The sequence below is a fragment of the Rufibacter psychrotolerans genome (assembly GCF_016924645.1).
Classification (GTDB): domain Bacteria; phylum Bacteroidota; class Bacteroidia; order Cytophagales; family Hymenobacteraceae; genus Nibribacter; species Nibribacter psychrotolerans.
Genome location: NZ_JAFFJV010000009.1, coordinates 85,121 through 104,503, shown reverse-complemented (window position 1 = coordinate 104,503; position 19,383 = coordinate 85,121). Strand labels below are relative to the sequence as shown.

The window sequence follows — 19,383 nt, the reverse complement described above, 5'->3', positions numbered from 1 at the left end:
ACCTTCAAAAACAAAGGTCCTCGCTGGTGCTTGTAAAAGACAGTGTATGACCATCATACCAAAAATCGGTAAATAAAATTTTAACAATAATAATATAGACTATTCCTATTAAAACTAAAAAGGTCTATATTTCAGGCATACAAATCAAATGAGCGCTCGTAAGGAAGAAAAATACAACTTCCACTTGTGATCTTTTGCCGCGTCTGCAGCTAATTCTAACGAAAAACCCCAAGCGCTATTGAGTATATTTTTACTTTGCCACCAATGAAACACCTTTCCTGCTGCCTCTTTCTGGCGTTTTTCATACTGATTGGTTTTGCAGGTCCCGAAACCCGGGCGCAGAACAGACCCAAAACAGAACCTAATACTTTGGTTTACAAATTAAAGGCTACGGCTAAAAATGCCATGGCCCGAAGCGCTGCGCCCTCCGCCCTGCAGCAAGTGGTGCAGAAGGTAGCAACCAGCCAAGCTACTCAGAAATTTCCGCATGCCAGCCCTTCCGCTTCGGCCAGGACCCTGGGCAAAAACGCAGTGGACCTTTCCTTGATTTATGAACTCAGGTACTCGCCGGGTCAGTCTTTTGAACAGGTAAAAAAGCAGTTGCTGGCTACCGGACTGGTGGAGTATGTGGAACCCCTGTACTTACATGAGCCCCTGCACGTACCCAATGACCCCAAAGCCGACTCGGTAACTGGCTCCCAGCCTTACCTGAAGAAGATTGGGGCCTACAAAGCTTGGGACCTGACCAAAGGCGACACCTCGGTGGTAATCGGTATCCTGGACACGGGTGTCAAGCTTACCCACCAGGACTTGAAGAACAATCTAAAATACAATTACAATGATCCCTTAGACGGCATTGACAACGACCAGGACGGCTACGTAGACAACTTCATGGGATGGGACTTTGCCGACAATGACAATGACCCCACTGCCAATGCCAACGGCCATGGCACCCACGTGACGGGCATTGCATCCTCCCAGGCAGACAACGCCCTTGGAATTGCAGGGGTAGGTTTCAACTGCAAATTTCTTCCGGTCAAGATCTTCGCGTCTACCCCTACAGGCTCGTTCAGGGGATATGAGGCAATAGTGTACGCGGCCGATCGGGGATGCAAAGTCATTAACCTGTCCTGGGGCGCGGCGAGCTTTGCTTCGGCCTTTGAGCAAGATGTCATCAACTACGCGGCTATCAACCGCGATGTGGTAATTGTGGCGGCCGCCGGTAATACCAATGATGAACTGAACTTCTATCCGGCTTCCTATGACAACGTGCTGTCAGTAGCTGCCTTGGATAAAGATGACGTGAAAGGGGGCAGCCACACCTATAGTCACCATATTGATCTGGGTGCCCAAGGAGTAGACGTTTACACCACCGGTAACGCCAACGATGCTTCTTACATCACTGGGACTGGTTCCTCCTACGCTTCTCCCCAGGTGGCGGGAGCCGCCGCGCTGCTCAGAAGCTTCTACCCAACCTTGAACGCGCTGCAGATTGCCGAGCGCCTACGGGTAACGTCTGATGACAGGTACTCCCTGCCAGGCAACGCTCCGTACCTGGAGAAATTGGGCAAAGGTCGGCTTAATGTATACCGGGCCCTCTCAGAGGAGGCACCGGTCTCCGTTAGGCTTACCTCCTGGGATTTATCCGGGGCTTCTGTGCTGGTGCCGGGCGGAGTCATGGAACTGGTGGGCAACTTCAAAAACTACCTTTCGCCGGTGGCCAACGTAACCGTCACCCTTACCAGCAGCAGCCCCCATCTGCAGATTACCCAGGGAACCGTAACCTTGGAGAGCATGGCCACCCTGGCCAGCACCAATAACCAGGCTACCCCATTTAGAATAAAGATAGCGGACAACACCCCTAGCAACACCCAGGTTACCATCCGGTTTGGGTTCAGCAGCGGCACCTACACCGACTACCAGTACATCAGGTTGATTCTTAACCCAGATTACCTCACCACGGACGTGAATAACCTGATGGCCTCTGTCATGAGTACCGGAAACATTGGATATGACGGCCTCAACTACAGCCAGGGCAAGGGAGTGCTGTTCAAGAAAAACCCACTGCTGGCCGAGGGCGGCCTGCTTATTGGGTATTCGCCAGAGCATGTGTCAGACAATGTCAGGAATGAGAAAGGAAGCACGGACCATGATTTCTACGCCGTCACCAATCTGCAGCGGAAAAACCATTCGCCGTACGCCGACTTTCATGCCTCTAACCTCATGGAAGATTCGCTCACCCAGACCAAGACCGGAAGCCTGCGCATTCAGCAGAACGTATTTGCGTGGGCAGAGGCTCCCAACCGCGAGTTTGTAGTACTGGAGTACATCCTTACCAACCGCACCACGGCCCCCCTTGAAAACGTGTTTGCGGGAATGTTTGCCGACTGGGACATTATTTCAGCGTCCAGGAACATTGCCGAGTGGGACGGTCAACTGCGCCTGGGGCTGACCAGGCATGCCACCGACAACAGTGTGCTGGCAGGAATCCAGTTACTGTCTTCAGGGGCCCCTGGGTTTTACGCCCTGGACAACGACTCAGGACCGGGCACGATCAATCTAGCCGATGGCTTTACCACCAAGGAGAAGTACCAGGCTTTGTCGGGTGGCGTACAGCGGGAGAAAGCCGGTGCCGAGGCCGGAAAGGACGTATACTTCATGATCTCGTCTGCCGTCAGGCCGTTGGCTCCACAGGAGTCAGACACGGTGGCCTTTGCCCTGGTGGCCGGTGAGTCCCTGGCGGACCTGAAAAAGAATGCCGCCGCCGCTTTGGCCAAGTACCAGCAGCTGAAGATGGGCAGAACGGTCACCTCGGCTCCGGAGCCTGGCGCTGATGCGATGGCGGTGTATCCGAACCCCACCCAGGGGCGCGTGACCATCACCCTGCCGCCCGCTCTGCAGCAGTCAGCAGTTACGGTGCAGCTGGTAGACAACAGCGGGCAGGTAACGTCGCAGCACAGTTTTCAGAGGAAGGGCAAACTGGAATTGGACTACAGCCATTTGGCGGCAGGGCTTTATTACCTGCGGATCACCTCCTCTGCCGGGGTGGTGACCCATAAACTGTCCGTTGTGAAGTAAAGCTATTTTAAGGCTATTTTTCAGGAATTGGCTCCAAAACCCAAGCCCATAAAAAAGGAGAGGCGACCACTTGGTCGCCTCTCCTTTTTTATGGGTTCACTTATGATTACGCGTTTTGCTGCTGCAAACGGATCAGGTTAAGCGCTGAACCGGCTTTGAACCACTCAATCTGGCCTTGGTTGTAGGTGTGGTTGGCCTCAAAGGTGTGGGTAGTACCATCTTTGTGGTGCAGCACCACTTGCAACGGAACACCTGGCGTGAAGTTGGTCAGGCCAATTACGTCAATCAAATCGTCCTCCAACACACGGTCGTAGTCTTCTTTGTTGGCGAAAGTGAGGGCCAGCATGCCTTGCTTCTTCAGGTTGGTTTCGTGGATACGGGCGAATGATTTCACCAACACCACTTTCACTCCCAGGTGACGGGGCTCCATGGCCGCGTGCTCGCGCGAAGAACCTTCGCCGTAGTTCTCGTCGCCTACTACTACGGTGCCAATACCGGCCGCTTTGTAGGTACGGGCCACTCTTGGAACTTCGTCATATCCTTCGCCCTGTACCAGGAAGTTCTTCACGCTGTTGGTTTCGCCGTTGAACGCGTTCACGGCCCCAATCAACATGTTGTTGGAGATGTTGTCCAGGTGGCCACGGTATTTCAACCACGGACCCGCCATAGAGATGTGGTCAGTGGTACACTTGCCCTGGGCTTTGATCAACAGGCGCAGACCAGTGTAGTCCTGTCCGTTCCAAGGCTGGAAGCCTTCCAACAGCTGCAGACGGTCAGACGCAGGGTCTACCACCACCTGTACGCTGCTACCGTCAACGGCCGGAGCCACGTAACCGGCATCTTCCACGGCAAAGCCGTTGGCTGGGAACTGGATACCGGTTGGCTCATCCAGCATCACCTGCTCCCCGTTTTTATTGGTGAGTTTATCAGTTAACGGGTTGAAGGTCAAATCACCGGCAATGGCGAAAGCGGTCACAATCTCGGGCGAAGCCACAAATGCGTGGGTGTTCGGGTTACCGTCGTTGCGCTTGGCGAAGTTACGGTTGAACGAAGTAATGATGGAGTTCTTGCGCTTAGGGTCATCGGTGTGGCGCGCCCACTGCCCGATGCACGGCCCACAGGCGTTGGCCAATACCACGCCACCAATCTCAGAGAAGGTCTCCAGGATACCATCGCGCTCGGCGGTGTAACGTACCACCTCAGAACCTGGGGTAATGGTGTACTCGGCGTTTACCACCAAGCCTTTGTCTACGGCCTGTCTGGCCAGGGAAGCGGCACGGGTGAGGTCTTCATACGAAGAGTTGGTGCAAGACCCGATCAACCCTACTTCCAGTTTGGCGGGCCAGCCGTGCTCACGCACCGCAGCGGCAAACTGAGAGATAGGCCAGGCGGCATCTGGCGTGAACGGACCGTTCACGTGCGGCTCCAGCTCGCTCAGGTTGATCTCAATCAGTTGGTCATAGAACGCCTCTGGGTTGGCGTACACCTCGTCATCGGCCCGCAGGTGCTCGGCCACGCCGCTCGCCAGGTCAGCGATTTCGGCGCGGTCAGTGCCTCTCAGGTACTCGGCCATGGTGTCATCATAGGCGAAAACAGAGGTGGTGGCCCCAATCTCGGCACCCATGTTACAGATGGTAGACTTACCGGAGCAGGAAATGGTTTTGGCACCTTCGCCGAAGTATTCCACAATGGCCCCGGTACCGCCTTTCACGGTCAGGATACCCGCCACTTTCAGGATTACGTCTTTGGGTGCAGTCCAACCGCTCATTTTGCCGGTCAGCTTCACGCCAATTACTCTCGGGAATTTCAGTTCCCAGGCCATGCCGGCCATTACGTCAACGGCATCGGCACCGCCTACCCCAATGGCGATCATCCCCAGACCACCCGCGTTAGGGGTGTGGGAGTCAGTCCCGATCATCATTCCGCCCGGGAAGGCGTAGTTCTCAAACACTACGGTGTGGATGATCCCCGCACCTGGTTTCCAGAACCCGATACCGTATTTATTTGAAACAGAAGCTAAGAAATCGTATACCTCTTTGTTCTCTGCGTATGCCTCGGCCAAATCCTGGTCAGCGCCCACGCGGGCCTGGATCAAGTGGTCGCAGTGTACCGAAGAAGGAACGGCCACCGTTGGACGGCCCGCCTGCATGAACTGAAGCAAAGCCATCTGGGCCGTAGCGTCTTGCATGGCTACGCGGTCTGGCGCAAAGTCAACGTAAGATTTACCCCGCTCATACGCCTGGGTGGCTGCACCATTGTATAAGTGGGCGTAAAGAATTTTCTCAGTCTGAGTTAAAGGCCGGCCTACCGCCGTACGTGCTGCCGCAATCCGGTCACCCAGATTGGCATACACCGCCTTGATCATGTCTACATCAAATGCCATAGATCTGCTTTGTATTATTTTAGTTCAGTGCTAACGTCGCGCACAAATGTCGCAAACAGAACACTTTTACACAAACTTTTAAATTTACCCCTAAAAAAGGTTTTTGCGGGCGCTTGCCCGAAATTCAAGTGGCGTACCGTACTTTTGCCCAATGATCAAAAATGCCCTTTTCAGATTCTCATTTTTATCCGTTTTAACGGTCACCGGCGGCCTGCAGGCCTGCTCCTCTTCTTCAACGACGGACGAGCTGAAACCGGGCTCCTGGCGCGGTATCATTGAGGTAAGCGGCCAGGAAATGCCGTTCAACTTTACCGTCTCTGATGAAGGAGGTAAACCGGTGGCGCATTTAATTAACGGAGAAGAGAAAATTTTGATTAACGAAATTTCTCATTCCCAGGACAGTGTGCGGCTGCAGATGCACATCTTTGACGCCACACTCATTGCCAAGGTAGAGGGCGACAAGCTCGCTGGCCGCTGGGAACGGCGCGACCAGGCCCAGCCCTACAGCCTGCCCTTTAGGGCGGAGCGGGGGAATCTGAGCCGTTTTTCCCAAAACCCGGCCAAACCAGCCGTTGACGTTTCCGGAAAATGGGAAGTGCAGTTTACCGGCGAGGCCGGCAAAACCTACCCGGCCATTGGCGAGTTTGTGCAGCAAGGCAACCAGCTGACCGGCACCTTCCTGACCAACACCGGCGACTACCGCTACCTGCAGGGCGAGGTGAGCGGCAGTGACCTGCAGCTGTCGGCGTTTGACGGGGCGCACGCTTACCTGTTCAAGGCCTCGGCCCAACCCAACGGCACCCTGGCCGGTGATTTCTACGCCGGAAAATCAAGCCACGAGACCTGGACCGCCAAACGAAACGATGCCTTCCAACTGGCCTCGGCCGATACGCTCACCTACCTGAAACCCGGCTATGACCGCCTGGATTTCTCTTTCCCGGACCTGAACGGCAAGAAAGTGTCGCTCTCAGACCCGCAGTTCAAGGGCAAAGTGGTGGTGGCCCAGATCTTCGGGTCCTGGTGCCCCAACTGCATGGACGAGACCAAGTTCCTGGCCCCCTGGTACGCGAAAAACAAAGACCGCGGCGTAGAGGTGGTGGGCCTTGGCTATGAGGTGAGCCCCGAGTTTGACAAGGCTAAGGCCCGCGTGGAGAAAATGCGCGACCGCCTGAACGTGACCTACCCCCTGTTGATTGGCGGCACCAAAGACAAAGAACTGGTGGCCCAATCATTGCCGGCGCTCAACCATGTGCTCTCCTTCCCTACCACCATTTTCATTGACAAGCAGGGCAAAGTACGCAAGATACACACCGGCTTCTCGGGTCCCGGCACTGGCAAATACTATGATGAGTTTGTGCAGGAGTTCAACCAAACCGTTGACCAACTTCTGGCCGAGAAATAAGCCTGACAAGGTTAAAAAACAGAAAGGGGCAGATTCAATAGCGAATCTGCCCCTTTCTGTTTTGGGCGTATTATTAAGAAAATGACCTGAAAACAAGCATCTATCTTTTCAGAATTAAAGCCGATGACACCGTCTGGATTTCACTTACTCATAGATGAGCTTTCGGTATTTTTCGTATTCCTGCGGGGTTAGCCGGTAGCTGCTTTTAGACCTTTCGGGGTGCAGCAGTTCCAGCATAAATTGGTTCACCCGGTCAAACTTGGCCAGGTAATCCCACACAAAACCAAGAAAGAACCGTTCATCATCCTCCAGGTGCTGGAGAAAAATCTCCTTCACTTCTTCATTGTCTACCTTCACCAGGGTGAAAAAGGCCGAACATCTGATGCCCGCGTTTTCGCTTTTGGTCAGGGCCACCAGGGTTTTTTCATACAGCTTTTCCACCAGCTTTTTCTTCTTGCCCGGATCTGGCTGCACCAACTCAGGGGCGGGTATCTCCCAGGGTTCTGATGTTTGCGGTTCCTGAACGGGAGTATTGGACGGGGGGAAAACAAAAAGGGAAAGCACCAATAAAATAGTCATTGCCGTTCTTTGGGCCCCTTCTACAGGGCCAATCTTGTACTAGAATAGTGAATGAAATAGAAAATCTACTTGGTAAGGTACCCAAAGAATGGCCGCCGATGCCCAGTCCAAGCCTGCAGTCACTCTAAAAAGAACTGATGATTCAGCGGTTGGTCCAACCTTTCAGTAACTATTAAGGGCCGCGTTTCTCCAGAAAGCACTCAGGATCATCCAAACCGCCAAGCAAAACCCTCCACTTGTCAGCAACGGGGCCTTACCCTTGTTTGATCTTATCAGCAATATAGGCGGAATTCTATAAAGTTGTACATGCTTGGAGGCATTCCACGGGTGCAGGGTTCCTGAAAGCACGATTAGGGGCAGGCCTGTTTCCGGGCTCTTTCTGGTAAAATGGCCCCAAAACGGAAAAGCGCCTACTTCTCGCGCTCTATGGTATAGCGGATGAGCTGCTCCAGGGAATCACGCGAGGGCGAAGCCGGAAAGGTGTGGAGCAGTTGCAGCGCCTCGGCGTGGAGATTATTCATGCACTGGATGGAGTACTCCAGCCCGCCGGACTTTTTCACGAAGTCAATGACCGCGTTGATCCGGTCGGCTTTGCCGTTGTTGTTTTTCACGTTGTAGATGACGCGGCGCTTGGTGAGCCAGTCGGCCTGCTGCAGGGAATAGATGAGCGGCAGGGTCATCTTTTTCTCCTTAATGTCAATGCCCACGGGCTTGCCAATCTCGGCGGTGCCGTAGTCAAACAAATCATCTTTGATCTGAAACGCCAGGCCTACTTTCTCGCCGAACAGGCGGGCGCGCTCCACGGTCTCCGCATCGGCCCCTACCGAAGACACGCCCACGGCGCAGCAGGAGGCAATGAGCGAAGCGGTTTTCTGCCGGATAATATCAAAATACACCTCTTCGGTGATGTCAAGGCGGCGGGCTTTCTCCATCTGCAGCAGTTCGCCCTCGCTCATCTCGCGCACGGCGTTGCTCACAATCTTCAGCAGCCCGAAATCATCATGGTTCAGGGAAAGCAGCAGCCCTTTGGAGAGGAGGTAGTCGCCCACCAGCACGGCAATCTTGTTTTTCCAGAGGGCATTCACCGAGAAGAAGCCGCGGCGGTAGTTGGAGTCATCTACCACGTCATCGTGCACCAGGGTGGCGGTGTGCAGCAGTTCAATGAGGGCGGCGCCGCGGTAGGTGGCATCGGGCACCCGCTCCTGAATGAGCTTGGCCATGAAGAACACAAACATGGGGCGCATCTGCTTGCCCTTGCGCTTCACAATGTAGCCCATGATCTTGTCCAGCAGCAGCACGTTAGATTGCATAGACTGGCGGAACTTCTTCTCGAACTCCTGCATCTCCACTGCAATCGGGGCCTGTATCTGGTTTAAGGGGCTGCTCATCTCTCGGGCGCAATATTACGAGCCTGCGCCCTCAGAAGCAAACGCCGGGTTTGGAATTCCCGTGAATGCGGCGTTACTTCGTTGGCTTTCCTGTTATTTCGTTTGTATGATCCAACGCGCAGACTTCCTTCTCCCCTCGCCGCACGGCCGCGACTTTGCCGTAGACGCCCGCTGGCTGCCAGACGGCCAGGCCAAACCCGTGGTGGTGTTTGTGCACGGCTTCAAAGGCTTCAAGGATTGGGGCCACTTTAACCTCTTAGCCGACTATTTTGCCCACCACGGCTTTGTGTTTGTGAAGCTCAACCTCTCGCACAACGGCGTGGAGCCCAACGGCCATGACCTCACCAACCTGGAAGCCTTCGGCAACAACAATTTCTGCATTGAACTGGACGACGTGGAAACCCTCATTTCTCACCTGAAGAACACCCCGGCCCAGATTCCGGCCCAGGAAATGGACGCCGATTTTATGTTCCTCATCGGCCACAGCCGGGGCGGCGGATTGGTGCTCCTGAAAGCCGCCGAGTCGGCGCACGTGACGGGCGTTGCCACGTGGTCGGCCATCAGTGACATAGACCAGCGCTGGTCCCCCCAGGTGATGGAGAAGTGGAAGCAGGATGGGGTGCAGTACATTGCCAACGCGCGCACCGGCCAGCAGATGCCATTGTACTACCAATTGGTAGAGAACTACCTGGCCAACAAAGAGCGCTTGAACATTCCCAAAGCCGTGGAGAAGCTCCAGATTCCGCTGCTCATTCTGCACGGCGAGCGCGACGAAACCCTGCCCGTACAGATGGCCCATGACCTGCACGCCCGCAATCCGTTTGCCGAGCTGCACCTGCTGCCCAACGGCGACCATTCCTTCGGGGGGCGGCACCCGTACGAGTACAATGAATTGCCCACCCTGGCCAAAGCCGCCGCCGACAAAACCATTCACTTTTTTCAGCAAGCCCTGGAACGCCTCTGATGACACCTATTTACCTACTCCTGGGCAGCAACCTGGGCGACCGGCTTTTTTACCTGCGGGAGGCAGCAGCCCAATTATCGGCTGTTTTCGGGAAAACGGTGCAAAAATCGAAGCTCTACGAAACCGCCGCCTGGGGCCTGGAAGATCAACCTCCGTTCCTGAACCAGGTGTTGGTGTTTGAGACCCGGTTTACCCCCCGGGTGGTGCTGGCGCTCACCCAACGCATTGAACAAGACCTGGGCCGCATCAGAAAGGAACGCTGGGGCGCCCGCGTCATTGACATTGACGTGTTGTTCTACGGCCAGGAAATCCTTGAAACGCCCCAACTGCACCTCCCCCATCCCCAGCTCCATCTCCGCCGCTTTACCTTAACGCCCCTGGCGGAAGTTGCCCCAGAGTTTGTGCACCCGGTGCTGCAGAAAACCATGACTCAATTACTGCAAGAGTGCCCTGACCCATTGGAGGTGAAGACGTTCCTGAAGCAGGATTTTCAGGATTGAATTAATTTTCAGGATTGGATTAGCAGGATTTTTTGGATCAAGAAGCAGGATTCTCTGGATTATGAAAATTTTCAGGATTTGGAATGTTGGCTCAAGAGTATTTTGAGCCGGTTCACTCTAGCTTCCACGTTCCATTTTATGATAATAGGAACTAACTGCGTTTTCAGCCTTTTCTCATAAAACCAGACCAAAAACGCACGTCACCCTATTAAGCATTTCTTACCAATCCAATCCTGAAGATTTTCATAATCCAGAAAATCCTGCTTCATAATCCTGAAAATCAACTCAATCCTGAAAATCCTGCTCCGTCAAACTTCTGGTACACCGAGTTCTGGCTTACGTACTCCGGTACCAGCTGCTTCATTTTCTTGATGACCGCGGCGTTGTCCTGGGTGGCGAACAGGTCAATCAGGAGTTGGATTTCTTTCAGGATCTGCTCGCTGTGCGGGGTGGGCAGGTTCGCCAGCCTGATCTTAGGATGGGCGGTGGCTTGCACAGCTTCGTTCTGGTGGAACAACTCTTCCTCCAGCTTTTCGCCGGGGCGAAGGCCGGTATAGACCAGCTGAATGTCCTTGCCTAGGGTGAGGCCCGAGAGTTTGATCATCTTTTTGGCCAGGTCCACGATCTTGATGGAGTTTCCCATGTCAAAGATGTAGATTTCCCCCCCTTTACCCAGCGCGGCCGCCTCCAGTACCAGCTGGCAGGCTTCAACAATGGACATGAAATAACGGGAAATGTCGGGGTGCGTGACCGTGACGGGACCGCCCTCGGCAATCTGGCTCCGGAACCTTGGAATCACCGATCCGGTGCTGCCCAGCACGTTCCCGAACCGGGTAGTGATAAAGCGGGTGCGCTGCTTGCCGGCGTCGTTGAGGTAATGGTCCATGGCCTGCACGTACATCTCACAGAGCCTTTTGGACGCGCCCATCACGCTGGTAGGGTTCACGGCTTTGTCGGTGGAGAGCAGCACGAACTTCTGGGCCTGGTACTTCACCGCCAGATCGGTCAGTATTTTGGTGCCCAGAATATTGGTATTGAGGGATTCGGTGGGGTTTTCCTCCATTACGGGCACGTGCTTGTAGGCGGCGCAGTGGAAGACTAGCTGGGGCTGGAACGTGCGGAACACGGCCTCCATGCGGGCTTTGTTGCAGATATCGCCCAGCACCACCTCAAAGTTCAGCTTCACGTACAGTTCGGTTAACTCAAGCTCCAGGTCATACAACGCCGATTCGGCCTGGTCCACCAAGATGAGCTGCTTGGGTTTGAACTGGATGAGTTGCCGAACCAACTCACTGCCGATGGAGCCCGCCGCGCCGGTGATGAGAATGGTGCGGTTCTGCAGTTCCTTGTGCAGCAAGGGAGAGTCAATCTCGGCCGAGGGCCGGCCCAGGATGTCCTCAATCCTCACTTCCCTGATCTGCTTGAAGCTCAGTTCGCCGTTGATCCACTTGTACACTGGCGGCACCACCAAGACCTGCACGCCCGCCTCCAGACACGCCTCTACCAGTTGCCGCCTTCTGGCCATGGTTAGGTGCTGCACGGCCACAATGAGCAGGTCTACCTTCAGGTCTTTCAGCTGCTGCGCCACGTCATCGGCGGGCTTCTGGATGGGAACGCCGTTGATGAGCAGGTGGTGTTTCTGGCTGTCGTCATCCAGGAAGGAGACAAACTGGTAGTAGGTTCCCATGTCCTGCTGCAGGGTTCGCAGAGTAATGTTTCCCACCTCACCGGCCCCGAAGATAACCACGTTCACCTTCTGCGAGTTGGTGTGGCTCCACTCATAGTGCACAATCTTGGCCCATCCGCGCACCAGGGAAAGCACCACCAGACTCAGGAAGTAGTCAATGAGCAGCACCGAGATGGGGATAAAATTCTGGTACCCCAACACCTTGTTGTAGAACAATTGGGCCAGCACCAGCAGCAGGGAACTGCCCGAAAGGGCGACAAACAGCTTGCGCAGGTCATCCAGGCTGGTGTAGTGCAGGATGCCGGCAAACGTTCTGCTGTAAAAGAAAGCCGCCGCCCGCACCGCCAGCACAATGGGCAGCATCTGGGCCACGGAAAGCTCGGTGTACTTGCTCAGGTCAAAGTTAAACCTGAGGGAGTACGCCATTAAAAAAGAAAGGGCACACAAACAGAGGTCAATCCCAAAAACCAGTTGTTTTGGAATTTTCTGCCCGAAAACCTGTTGCATGTGCCCCATCTGGTTATTACGTTCTGGTTGGCTAGAGCGAAAGCGGCAATTAGCTTACCTGCCCTACCTCTGCGGTTTTGTTAATCTTCTTCACCAAGCCCTGCAACACCTTGCCCGGACCGCACTCAATGAAGAGGGTAGCGCCATCGGCGAGCATCTGCTGCACCGACTGGGTCCAACGTACGGGAGCGGTGAGCTGTTGGATGAGGTTCTGCTGAATTTCTTTGGGGTCTGTGTGCGGCTTGGCGTCTACGTTCTGGTACACCGGGCAGATTCCTTCCTTAAACTCGGTTTGCCGGATGGCTTCCTCCAGTTCGGCCTCGGCAGATTTCATGAGCGGCGAATGGAAAGCGCCGCCTACCGGCAGCACCAGGGCCCGCTTGGCTCCGGCGGCCTTCAGGCGCTCGCAGGCTTCCTCCACGCCGGCAATGGAACCGGAGATCACTAACTGGCCGGGGCAGTTGTAGTTGGCGGCCACCACCACGTCGTTCACCTCGGCGCAGATTTGCTCTACTTTTTCGTCTTCCAGGCCTAAAATGGCTGCCATGGTAGAGGGTTGCTCCTCGCAGGCTTTCTGCATGGCCAGGGCGCGCTTAGACACCAGACGCAGGGCATCTTCAAACGCCAGCACCTTGTTGGCCACCAGGGCAGAGAACTCGCCCAGCGAATGGCCGGCCACCATCTCGGGCGCAAAGTCTTCGGCCACCGCCGCCTGAATCACCGAGTGCAGGAAAATAGCGGGTTGGGTCACCTTGGTTTGCTTCAGCTCTTCGTCGGTACCGCTGAACATGATGTCGGTGATGCGGAAGCCCAGGATGTCATTGGCGCGCTCAAAAAGGTCCTTGGCCGTTTGGTGCTGCTCATAGAGGTCTTTGCCCATGCCCACAAACTGAGAGCCCTGGCCCGGAAATACGTATGCTTTCATTGGTTGCGTGTTGTTACATTTCAAGCCCGATTACTGAAAAACGGGCCCAAAACAGGTTGGTTTGATTTTGGGAAGGGCAAAGATATAAAAATGGTGCCCATTCCAGGAAACAGGCACCATTCTAAGTTTTAATTTACTTCTGGTCTTGTCAGCAGGGCTTCTAGCGCACAATCTCCACCCAGCCTTTGAACGTGCGCACGTCTGGGGTTCTGCTGTAGAACTCCACCTCTACCTGATAGAAGTACGTGGCGTCTGAGAGCGCTTTGCCGTTGTTGTCAACGCCCGCCCAGTTGAGGCCGGGTTCGCTGCTGCCCTCGAACACTTTGTTGCCCCAGCGGTTGTATACCTTAAGGGTGGCTTTCCTGATAAAGGTAGCGCCCTGCTTAGGGGTGAAGACATCGTTTCGGCCGTCGCTGTTGGGGGTGAAGATATTGGGCAAGGAGAACACAATACAGTTCTCGTTGCAGACCACGTTGCTGCGCTCGCCTTCCTGCCCGTCAAAGCCGGTGGCGGTTACCACGTAACAACCCGCGTAGGAGGCCAGGTCCTGGTGCGTGTACTCGTACACGGCCTGGCCGGTGTTGTCAACGGTGGCAATGCGCACAAACTCCCCGTCATCTGTTTCGCGGTAGTACAGCGTGAAGAAATCAATGGCGCTGGGGTCACAGCCGGTAGGCAGGGTCCAGGTGAGCCGGTTAGAGAACGGAGGAGTGCCCGGCACGAAGTTCTGGTCACACTGCAGCTGGTCAATGGCCAGGATAGGCACGCACAACCGGCTGATGTTCACCTCCTGGCTGTTGTTCAGGATGGGGTCTGGCAAGAACGGATTGTTGAAGGTACCCTCGGTCTGCACGTACACCCGGTACTGCCGGCCGGGCTCCAGGGGCACCGACCGGGAGAACGTGCCCGAGGTTGGGGTGGCCAGCACGCTGTCATAGCGGGTGAAGACGCGGTCGCCGTTGTCATCCAGGAAGATCACGTGGTACTGCGGATCGGCAGTGGTGCTGGCGTTGTTCCAGGGCACATTGTAGGTCCAGTTCAGCTCCATGGTAGCCCCGTTGGCCGTTCCGCGCAGGAACACACTGGAGGCCGAGGACGAGTCCACCAGCACGGTAGGCGTGCCCACGGTACCCGAATGGTAAAACTCCACCCGGTAGGTGTACGAGGTGTCCTGGGTGTTCAGGTTGTTATCGGTGAAGACGGTGTCGTTGAGGCTGGTGAAGTTATAGGCCGCCACCGGCGCGAAGGTATTGCCGGTGCCCCTTGTCTGCCCCTGGGCCCGCAGCAGGCGGTACTGGAACGGGGCGGTCAGCTGCGCGATGTTGGCCGGTCTGGGCTTGCTCCACTCCACCCGTATTTTACCGGTGGTGGTGCTGGTTTCGGTCACGCTCACCTTGGTGATGGAGATAGACTCCAGGGTGGCGCACACCTCATTGGAGGCAATGCTGTTGCCGCCGCCGGGCAACGGGAACTCGGCATAGATGCGGTAGCAGTACGTCTTGTTCCGCTCCAGCCCTTGCCCATTGTTGTTGTCCAGGAAAGTGACCACGCCGGCACTCACCTGCCCCACCAGCGTATACCCCGCCGAGGCCGGAATACCCGTTTCGCAGACATCCGGCTCAAAGTCAGACGGCCCTTCTTTGCGGTAAATGTACATGGTGGTGGCATTGGGGCAGGTGTACGTATTCCAGGTGAGCCGGATGCTGCTGCTGGACTGCGGCACCGCCGACACCAGCACCGGCGGCGGCCCTACCACGGTAATGCGCCAGGGTTGCAAATCTACCAGCTTGATACGGCCGGAGGGCGGTTGGTCCTCGGCCCTGAACAATACCTGGTAGGGTTCCCGGCGCACGTCCTGGCAACTGGTCTGCCAGTTGAAGATGTGCGTGGTGTCGTTCAGCTTAGGGAAGGTGGCCGGTGGCAGCATGCTCCCGATGGCCGAGATAATCACCGGGTCACGGTCTGGGTCGCGGGCCCTGATGGTATCGCGCAGGAGCGTGCCAGCAATGATACAGGTATCCCGGGGAATGATGAGCACCGGCGGCTTGTTGGGGTCTTCCCGCACAAAGATCTGCATGTCCCTGATCACCTGCCCTATGAGGCGGCCGTCACGCCACTCCTCCACCACAATGGCCATGTTGAATTCACCCAGCACGCCGGGGGTGTTCCAGGTCAGTTGGCCGGTGAACGGGTTCAGGGTCAACCCCGCCGGGCCGCCAGGGTTGGTGACGCCCAGAAAGCTTTCCAGTCCGCGGAACCCGGGGGCGGTTCTGCCCAGTGGGTTGCCGCAGGCATCGCTGCCGTTTGCCACCCTGGACTCCAGCAGTTTATAGGCCAGGCTGTCGCCATCGGGGTCGTAGCCGCCCGGGTTGTGCACGAAGATCTGGTTCCGCACGGCCACGTCTACCGGGGCGTACTGCAGCACGGGCGAGCGGTTGATGCCCAGGAAAGGGTCTACCGTAAGGGTACTTTGCAGGAAGAAGGTCTGCTGCACCGAGGAAGAAATGTTCACCACGCCCCCGTTCCGGTTTTCGCCCACAAACGTCACTGTGAACGTGCCCGGTCCGGCGTAGATGTGCTCAAACCGGTAGATGTTGACAAAGGTGTTGTTCTGGCCGTTGCTGAGCAAGGTTCTGGACTCACGGGGCACCTTCTGGCTGGTACAGTCGCCAAAGTACAGGGTGGCCTCCAGGTCCTCAAAGGGCGGAGGGGCTACGCTGTAGGTGATCAGGGTGAAGAAAAACCGCAACGGGTTGCGCGCGGCCGTGGTGTCGCTCTTGACGAAAATGTTTCCGGCGCGCAAGTGGGTGGCCTGCGCGTCTGGCGCAGTGCACAAAGAGATCAGAAACAGCCCGCACAGCACAAACAGTAAGGCTCTCACTTTCTGTAAAACTAGAGGCATATAGTAGCGGTTTGCATGCAAAAACAAATATAGAAGAATCTGGATGCTGGCCATGGACGATTACAACAAAACTGTTGTACCATGGGTATATTTGTCAGGGTTTATGGCTATAACGAAATAAAGGGTTCACTGTTGTTCTGTTTAGAACCATTCGCCGTTTTGGGGCTACTTTTCAGGAAACAACTCCAAAACAGATGCTACTTTACCATGGCCAGGCACAACTTTTCACCCAATTTAGATTTATTCAAAATAGAAAGTTGCATTGTTTGAGAAAGGCGCGGCATGTACCTTTGGAAAGATTTTACCAATCCTTTATACACCTTATTTCTCAACCTTAACACAACAAAATGAGTTGGTTTTCTAAAACGTTTTCCAGTAGCATCGGCCGCAAACTCCTGGTAGCCGTCACTGGTTTGTTTCTCTGCTCTTTTTTAGTGGTGCACCTGGTGGGCAACCTGCAGCTGTTCAAAGATGATGGCGGCGCGTCGTTCAACATCTACTCGCACTTCATGGCCACCAATCCGTTGATCCGCACCATGGAGATTGTGCTGCTCTTAGGCTTCCTGTTCCACATCTACGAGGCCCTAGTACTCACCCGCCGCAACAAAAGCGTGCGCCCGGTACAGTATGCGTATAACCGCCCGCAGGACAACAGCAACTGGTCTTCCCGCAATATGGGCTTGCTGGGCACCGTTATCCTGGTGTTCCTCATCATCCACTTGTACAACTTCTTCTGGCGCGCCCGCTTCGGCGAGCCCAACATGATTCCTATTGAAGGCACAGAGTACGATGACCTGTACTCTGTGGTGGTGCAGTCTTTCCACCTGTGGTGGTACGTGCTCATCTACGTGTTGGGCCAGATTGCCCTGGGCTATCACCTGTACCATGGCTTCTCCAGCGCTTTCCACACGCTGGGCCTCAACCACAAGAAATACACCCCGGGCATTCAGAAATTCGGGGCCTTCTTCTCTATTGTGGTACCGGCTGGTTTTGCCTCCATGCCCCTTTACTTTTTCATCAAAGACGTTGTTTTGAGCTAAGCCGATCAATATGATTCTAGATTCAAAAATTCCCGAGGGCCCATTAGCCGAGAAATGGGACAAGCATAAATTCAATGTGAAGCTGGTGAACCCAGCCAACAAACGTAAATACGACATTATTGTAGTGGGTACCGGTCTGGCCGGTGCTTCTGCCGCCGCCACCCTGGCCGAGCTGGGCTACAACGTAAAAGCGTTCTGCTACCAGGACAGCCCGCGCCGCGCGCACTCCATCGCTGCCCAGGGAGGTATCAACGCCGCCAAGAACTACCAGAACGACGGGGACAGCGTGTACCGCCTGTTCTATGACACCATCAAAGGAGGTGACTACCGCGCCCGTGAGGCCAACGTGTACCGCCTGGCCCAGGTGAGTGTGAACATCATAGACCAGTGCGTGGCGCAAGGCGTTCCTTTTGCGCGGGAGTACGGCGGATTGCTGGCCAACCGTTCCTTCGGGGGGGCGCAGGTAAGCCGCACATTCTACGCCCGGGGCCAAACCGGACAGCAGTTGCTGCTGGGTGCCTACTCTGCCCTGAACCGCCAGATTGCCTACGGCAAGGTGAAGATGTACCCACGCACCGAGATGCTGGACCTGGTGATGGTAGACGGCAAGGCGCGGGGTATTGTAACCCGCCACCTGATCACCGGTAAGATTGAGTCGCACAGCGCACACGCGGTGATCCTGGCCACCGGCGGATACGGCAACGTGTTCTTCCTGTCCACCAACGCCATGGGTTCCAACGCCACGGCCGCCTGGAGAGCCTACAAAAAAGGAGCACTGTTCGCTAACCCGTGCTTCACCCAGATTCACCCAACCTGTATTCCGGTATCGGGCGGTTACCAGTCAAAACTGACCCTGATGTCTGAGTCGCTCCGCAACGACGGACGCGTTTGGGTACCCAAAGCCGTGGGCGACAACCGTGCCCCGCAGGACATCCCCGAAAACGAGCGCGACTACTTCCTGGAGCGCAAGTATCCGTCCTTCGGCAACCTGGTACCGCGCGACGTGGCTTCCCGCAACGCCAAGCTGGTGTGCGATGAAGGACGCGGCGTAGGAACCACCAAGCTGGCCGTTTACCTTGACTTCGCCGATGCCATCAAACGCGAAGGCTTGGACAAAATTAGCCAGAAATACGGCAACCTGTTTGAGATGTACGAGAAGATCACCGGTGAGAACCCGTACACGCAACCCATGCGCATTTACCCGGCGGTGCATTACACCATGGGCGGTCTGTGGGTAGACTACAACCTCATGACTACCGTTCCAGGTCTGTACGCCACCGGGGAGTGTAACTTCTCTGACCACGGCGCCAACCGCCTGGGTGCCTCGGCCCTGATGCAAGGCCTGGCCGACGGTTACTTCGTGATTCCGTACACCATTGGCGATTACCTGGCCCAAATGCCGGCTACCCGCGTGGAGACCACGCACCCTGCCTTCCAGGAAGCCGAAGCAAAACTGCGCGCCGATGTGGACCGCCTGTTGAGCATTAACGGAAACCGCACCGTAGATGAATTCCACAAGGCCCTGGGCCAGATCATGTGGGATTACTGCGGCATGGCCCGTAACGCCGAGGGGCTGCAGTTCGCCAAGCAGGAAATCAGAAAACTGCGCGACGAGTTCTGGAAAAACGTGAAGATTGTGGGCGTGAATGAGGAGCTGAACATCACGCTGGAGAAAGCCGGCCGTGTGGCAGACTTCCTGGAACTGGGCGAACTGATGGTAGATGACGCCCTTAACCGCAATGAGTCCTGCGGCGGCCACTTCCGTGAGGAGTACCAGACCCCTGAGAACGAAGCCCTTCGTGACGACGAGAACTACACCTACGTAGCTGCCTGGCAATATACCGGTGAAAACCAACAGCCCATGCTGCACAAAGAGGAGCTGAAGTTTGAGAACGTGAAACTGACGCAGCGAAGCTATAAATAATGAATAATTAAGAATTAGGAATTAAGAATAACTTGGCAAAACCAGTGAACTACTGCAAGCCAATTCTTTCTTCAATTCCTAATTCTAAATTCTCAATTCTTAAT

General features: G+C 55.4%; 12 protein-coding genes. 6 read left to right on the top strand and 6 right to left on the bottom strand.

What is annotated here, in order from left to right:
- Window positions 1–405: 405 nt before the first annotated feature.
- Window positions 406–3,078: a S8/S53 family peptidase gene (locus tag JT718_RS09535; protein ID WP_205502089.1), complete on the top strand. Its 2,673-nt coding sequence runs from the start codon at window positions 406–408 to the stop codon at window positions 3,076–3,078.
- Window positions 3,079–3,184: 106 nt separating this feature from the next.
- Here the strand turns inward: JT718_RS09535 and JT718_RS09530 are convergent, their stop codons facing one another.
- Entirely contained in the window at window positions 3,185–5,461 is a 2,277-nt protein-coding gene (locus tag JT718_RS09530) for an aconitate hydratase (RefSeq protein WP_205502087.1), read from the bottom strand.
- A gap of 151 nt (window positions 5,462–5,612) precedes the next feature.
- On the opposite strand from JT718_RS09530, the gene JT718_RS09525 reads away from it, so the two are divergent.
- The gene (locus JT718_RS09525; protein ID WP_205502085.1) at window positions 5,613–6,863 is read left to right on the top strand and encodes a peroxiredoxin family protein; all 1,251 of its coding nucleotides are present in this window, start codon (window positions 5,613–5,615) and stop codon (window positions 6,861–6,863) included.
- 144 nt (window positions 6,864–7,007) lie between these two features.
- Here the strand turns inward: JT718_RS09525 and JT718_RS09520 are convergent, their stop codons facing one another.
- Both JT718_RS09520 and JT718_RS09515 read right to left on the bottom strand, forming a co-directional pair.
- Window positions 7,008–7,442 (bottom strand): hypothetical protein, encoded by a 435-nt coding sequence (locus JT718_RS09520; protein WP_205502083.1) that lies wholly within the window; start codon window positions 7,440–7,442, stop codon window positions 7,008–7,010.
- Window positions 7,443–7,852: 410 nt separating this feature from the next.
- Window positions 7,853–8,830: a polyprenyl synthetase family protein gene (locus JT718_RS09515; protein WP_205502081.1), complete on the bottom strand. Its 978-nt coding sequence runs from the start codon at window positions 8,828–8,830 to the stop codon at window positions 7,853–7,855.
- Window positions 8,831–8,936: 106 nt separating this feature from the next.
- On the opposite strand from JT718_RS09515, the gene JT718_RS09510 reads away from it, so the two are divergent.
- On the top strand, window positions 8,937–9,794 hold the full coding sequence (locus JT718_RS09510) for an alpha/beta hydrolase family protein (protein WP_205502079.1): 858 nt from the start codon (window positions 8,937–8,939) through the stop codon (window positions 9,792–9,794).
- Window positions 9,794–10,294 (top strand): 2-amino-4-hydroxy-6-hydroxymethyldihydropteridine diphosphokinase, encoded by a 501-nt coding sequence (gene folK, locus JT718_RS09505; protein WP_205502077.1) that lies wholly within the window; start codon window positions 9,794–9,796, stop codon window positions 10,292–10,294. Before JT718_RS09510 ends, folK begins: the two co-directional genes overlap by 1 nt.
- Window positions 10,295–10,574: 280 nt before the next feature.
- Here the strand turns inward: folK and JT718_RS09500 are convergent, their stop codons facing one another.
- The 3 genes from JT718_RS09500 to JT718_RS09490 form a co-directional block, all read right to left on the bottom strand.
- Window positions 10,575–12,407, bottom strand: coding sequence for a polysaccharide biosynthesis protein (locus tag JT718_RS09500; RefSeq protein WP_205502075.1), 1,833 nt, complete (start codon window positions 12,405–12,407; stop codon window positions 10,575–10,577).
- Window positions 12,408–12,537: 130 nt separating this feature from the next.
- Window positions 12,538–13,413, bottom strand: a complete 876-nt coding sequence (fabD, locus tag JT718_RS09495) for an ACP S-malonyltransferase (RefSeq protein ID WP_205502073.1) — start codon at window positions 13,411–13,413, stop codon at window positions 12,538–12,540.
- Between the two features lie 160 nt (window positions 13,414–13,573).
- Window positions 13,574–16,315: a T9SS type B sorting domain-containing protein gene (locus JT718_RS09490; RefSeq protein WP_205502071.1), complete on the bottom strand. Its 2,742-nt coding sequence runs from the start codon at window positions 16,313–16,315 to the stop codon at window positions 13,574–13,576.
- 347 nt (window positions 16,316–16,662) lie between these two features.
- Between JT718_RS09490 and JT718_RS09485 the strand changes: the two genes are divergently transcribed.
- Both JT718_RS09485 and JT718_RS09480 read left to right on the top strand, forming a co-directional pair.
- The gene (locus JT718_RS09485) at window positions 16,663–17,355 is read left to right on the top strand and encodes a succinate dehydrogenase cytochrome b subunit (protein ID WP_205502069.1); all 693 of its coding nucleotides are present in this window, start codon (window positions 16,663–16,665) and stop codon (window positions 17,353–17,355) included.
- A gap of 10 nt (window positions 17,356–17,365) precedes the next feature.
- A complete protein-coding gene (locus JT718_RS09480; protein ID WP_205502067.1) occupies window positions 17,366–19,279 on the top strand; it encodes a fumarate reductase/succinate dehydrogenase flavoprotein subunit in 1,914 nt (637 codons plus the stop codon).
- The last annotated feature ends 104 nt before the right edge of the window (window positions 19,280–19,383 follow it).

Bases quoted from the DNA above. Each gene is read 5' to 3' on its own strand.
- JT718_RS09535 (WP_205502089.1), top strand. From the start codon at position 406: ATGGCCCGAAGCGCTGCGCCCTCCGCCCTGCAGCAAGTGGTGCAGAAG.
- JT718_RS09530 (WP_205502087.1), bottom strand. From the start codon at position 5,461: ATGGCATTTGATGTAGACATGATCAAGGCGGTGTATGCCAATCTGGGT.
- JT718_RS09525 (WP_205502085.1), top strand. From the start codon at position 5,613: ATGATCAAAAATGCCCTTTTCAGATTCTCATTTTTATCCGTTTTAACG.
- JT718_RS09520 (WP_205502083.1), bottom strand. From the start codon at position 7,442: ATGACTATTTTATTGGTGCTTTCCCTTTTTGTTTTCCCCCCGTCCAAT.
- JT718_RS09515 (WP_205502081.1), bottom strand. From the start codon at position 8,830: ATGAGCAGCCCCTTAAACCAGATACAGGCCCCGATTGCAGTGGAGATG.
- JT718_RS09510 (WP_205502079.1), top strand. From the start codon at position 8,937: ATGATCCAACGCGCAGACTTCCTTCTCCCCTCGCCGCACGGCCGCGAC.
- folK (WP_205502077.1), top strand. From the start codon at position 9,794: ATGACACCTATTTACCTACTCCTGGGCAGCAACCTGGGCGACCGGCTT.
- JT718_RS09500 (WP_205502075.1), bottom strand. From the start codon at position 12,407: ATGGCGTACTCCCTCAGGTTTAACTTTGACCTGAGCAAGTACACCGAG.
- fabD (WP_205502073.1), bottom strand. From the start codon at position 13,413: ATGAAAGCATACGTATTTCCGGGCCAGGGCTCTCAGTTTGTGGGCATG.
- JT718_RS09490 (WP_205502071.1), bottom strand. From the start codon at position 16,315: ATGCCTCTAGTTTTACAGAAAGTGAGAGCCTTACTGTTTGTGCTGTGC.
- JT718_RS09485 (WP_205502069.1), top strand. From the start codon at position 16,663: ATGAGTTGGTTTTCTAAAACGTTTTCCAGTAGCATCGGCCGCAAACTC.
- JT718_RS09480 (WP_205502067.1), top strand. From the start codon at position 17,366: ATGATTCTAGATTCAAAAATTCCCGAGGGCCCATTAGCCGAGAAATGG.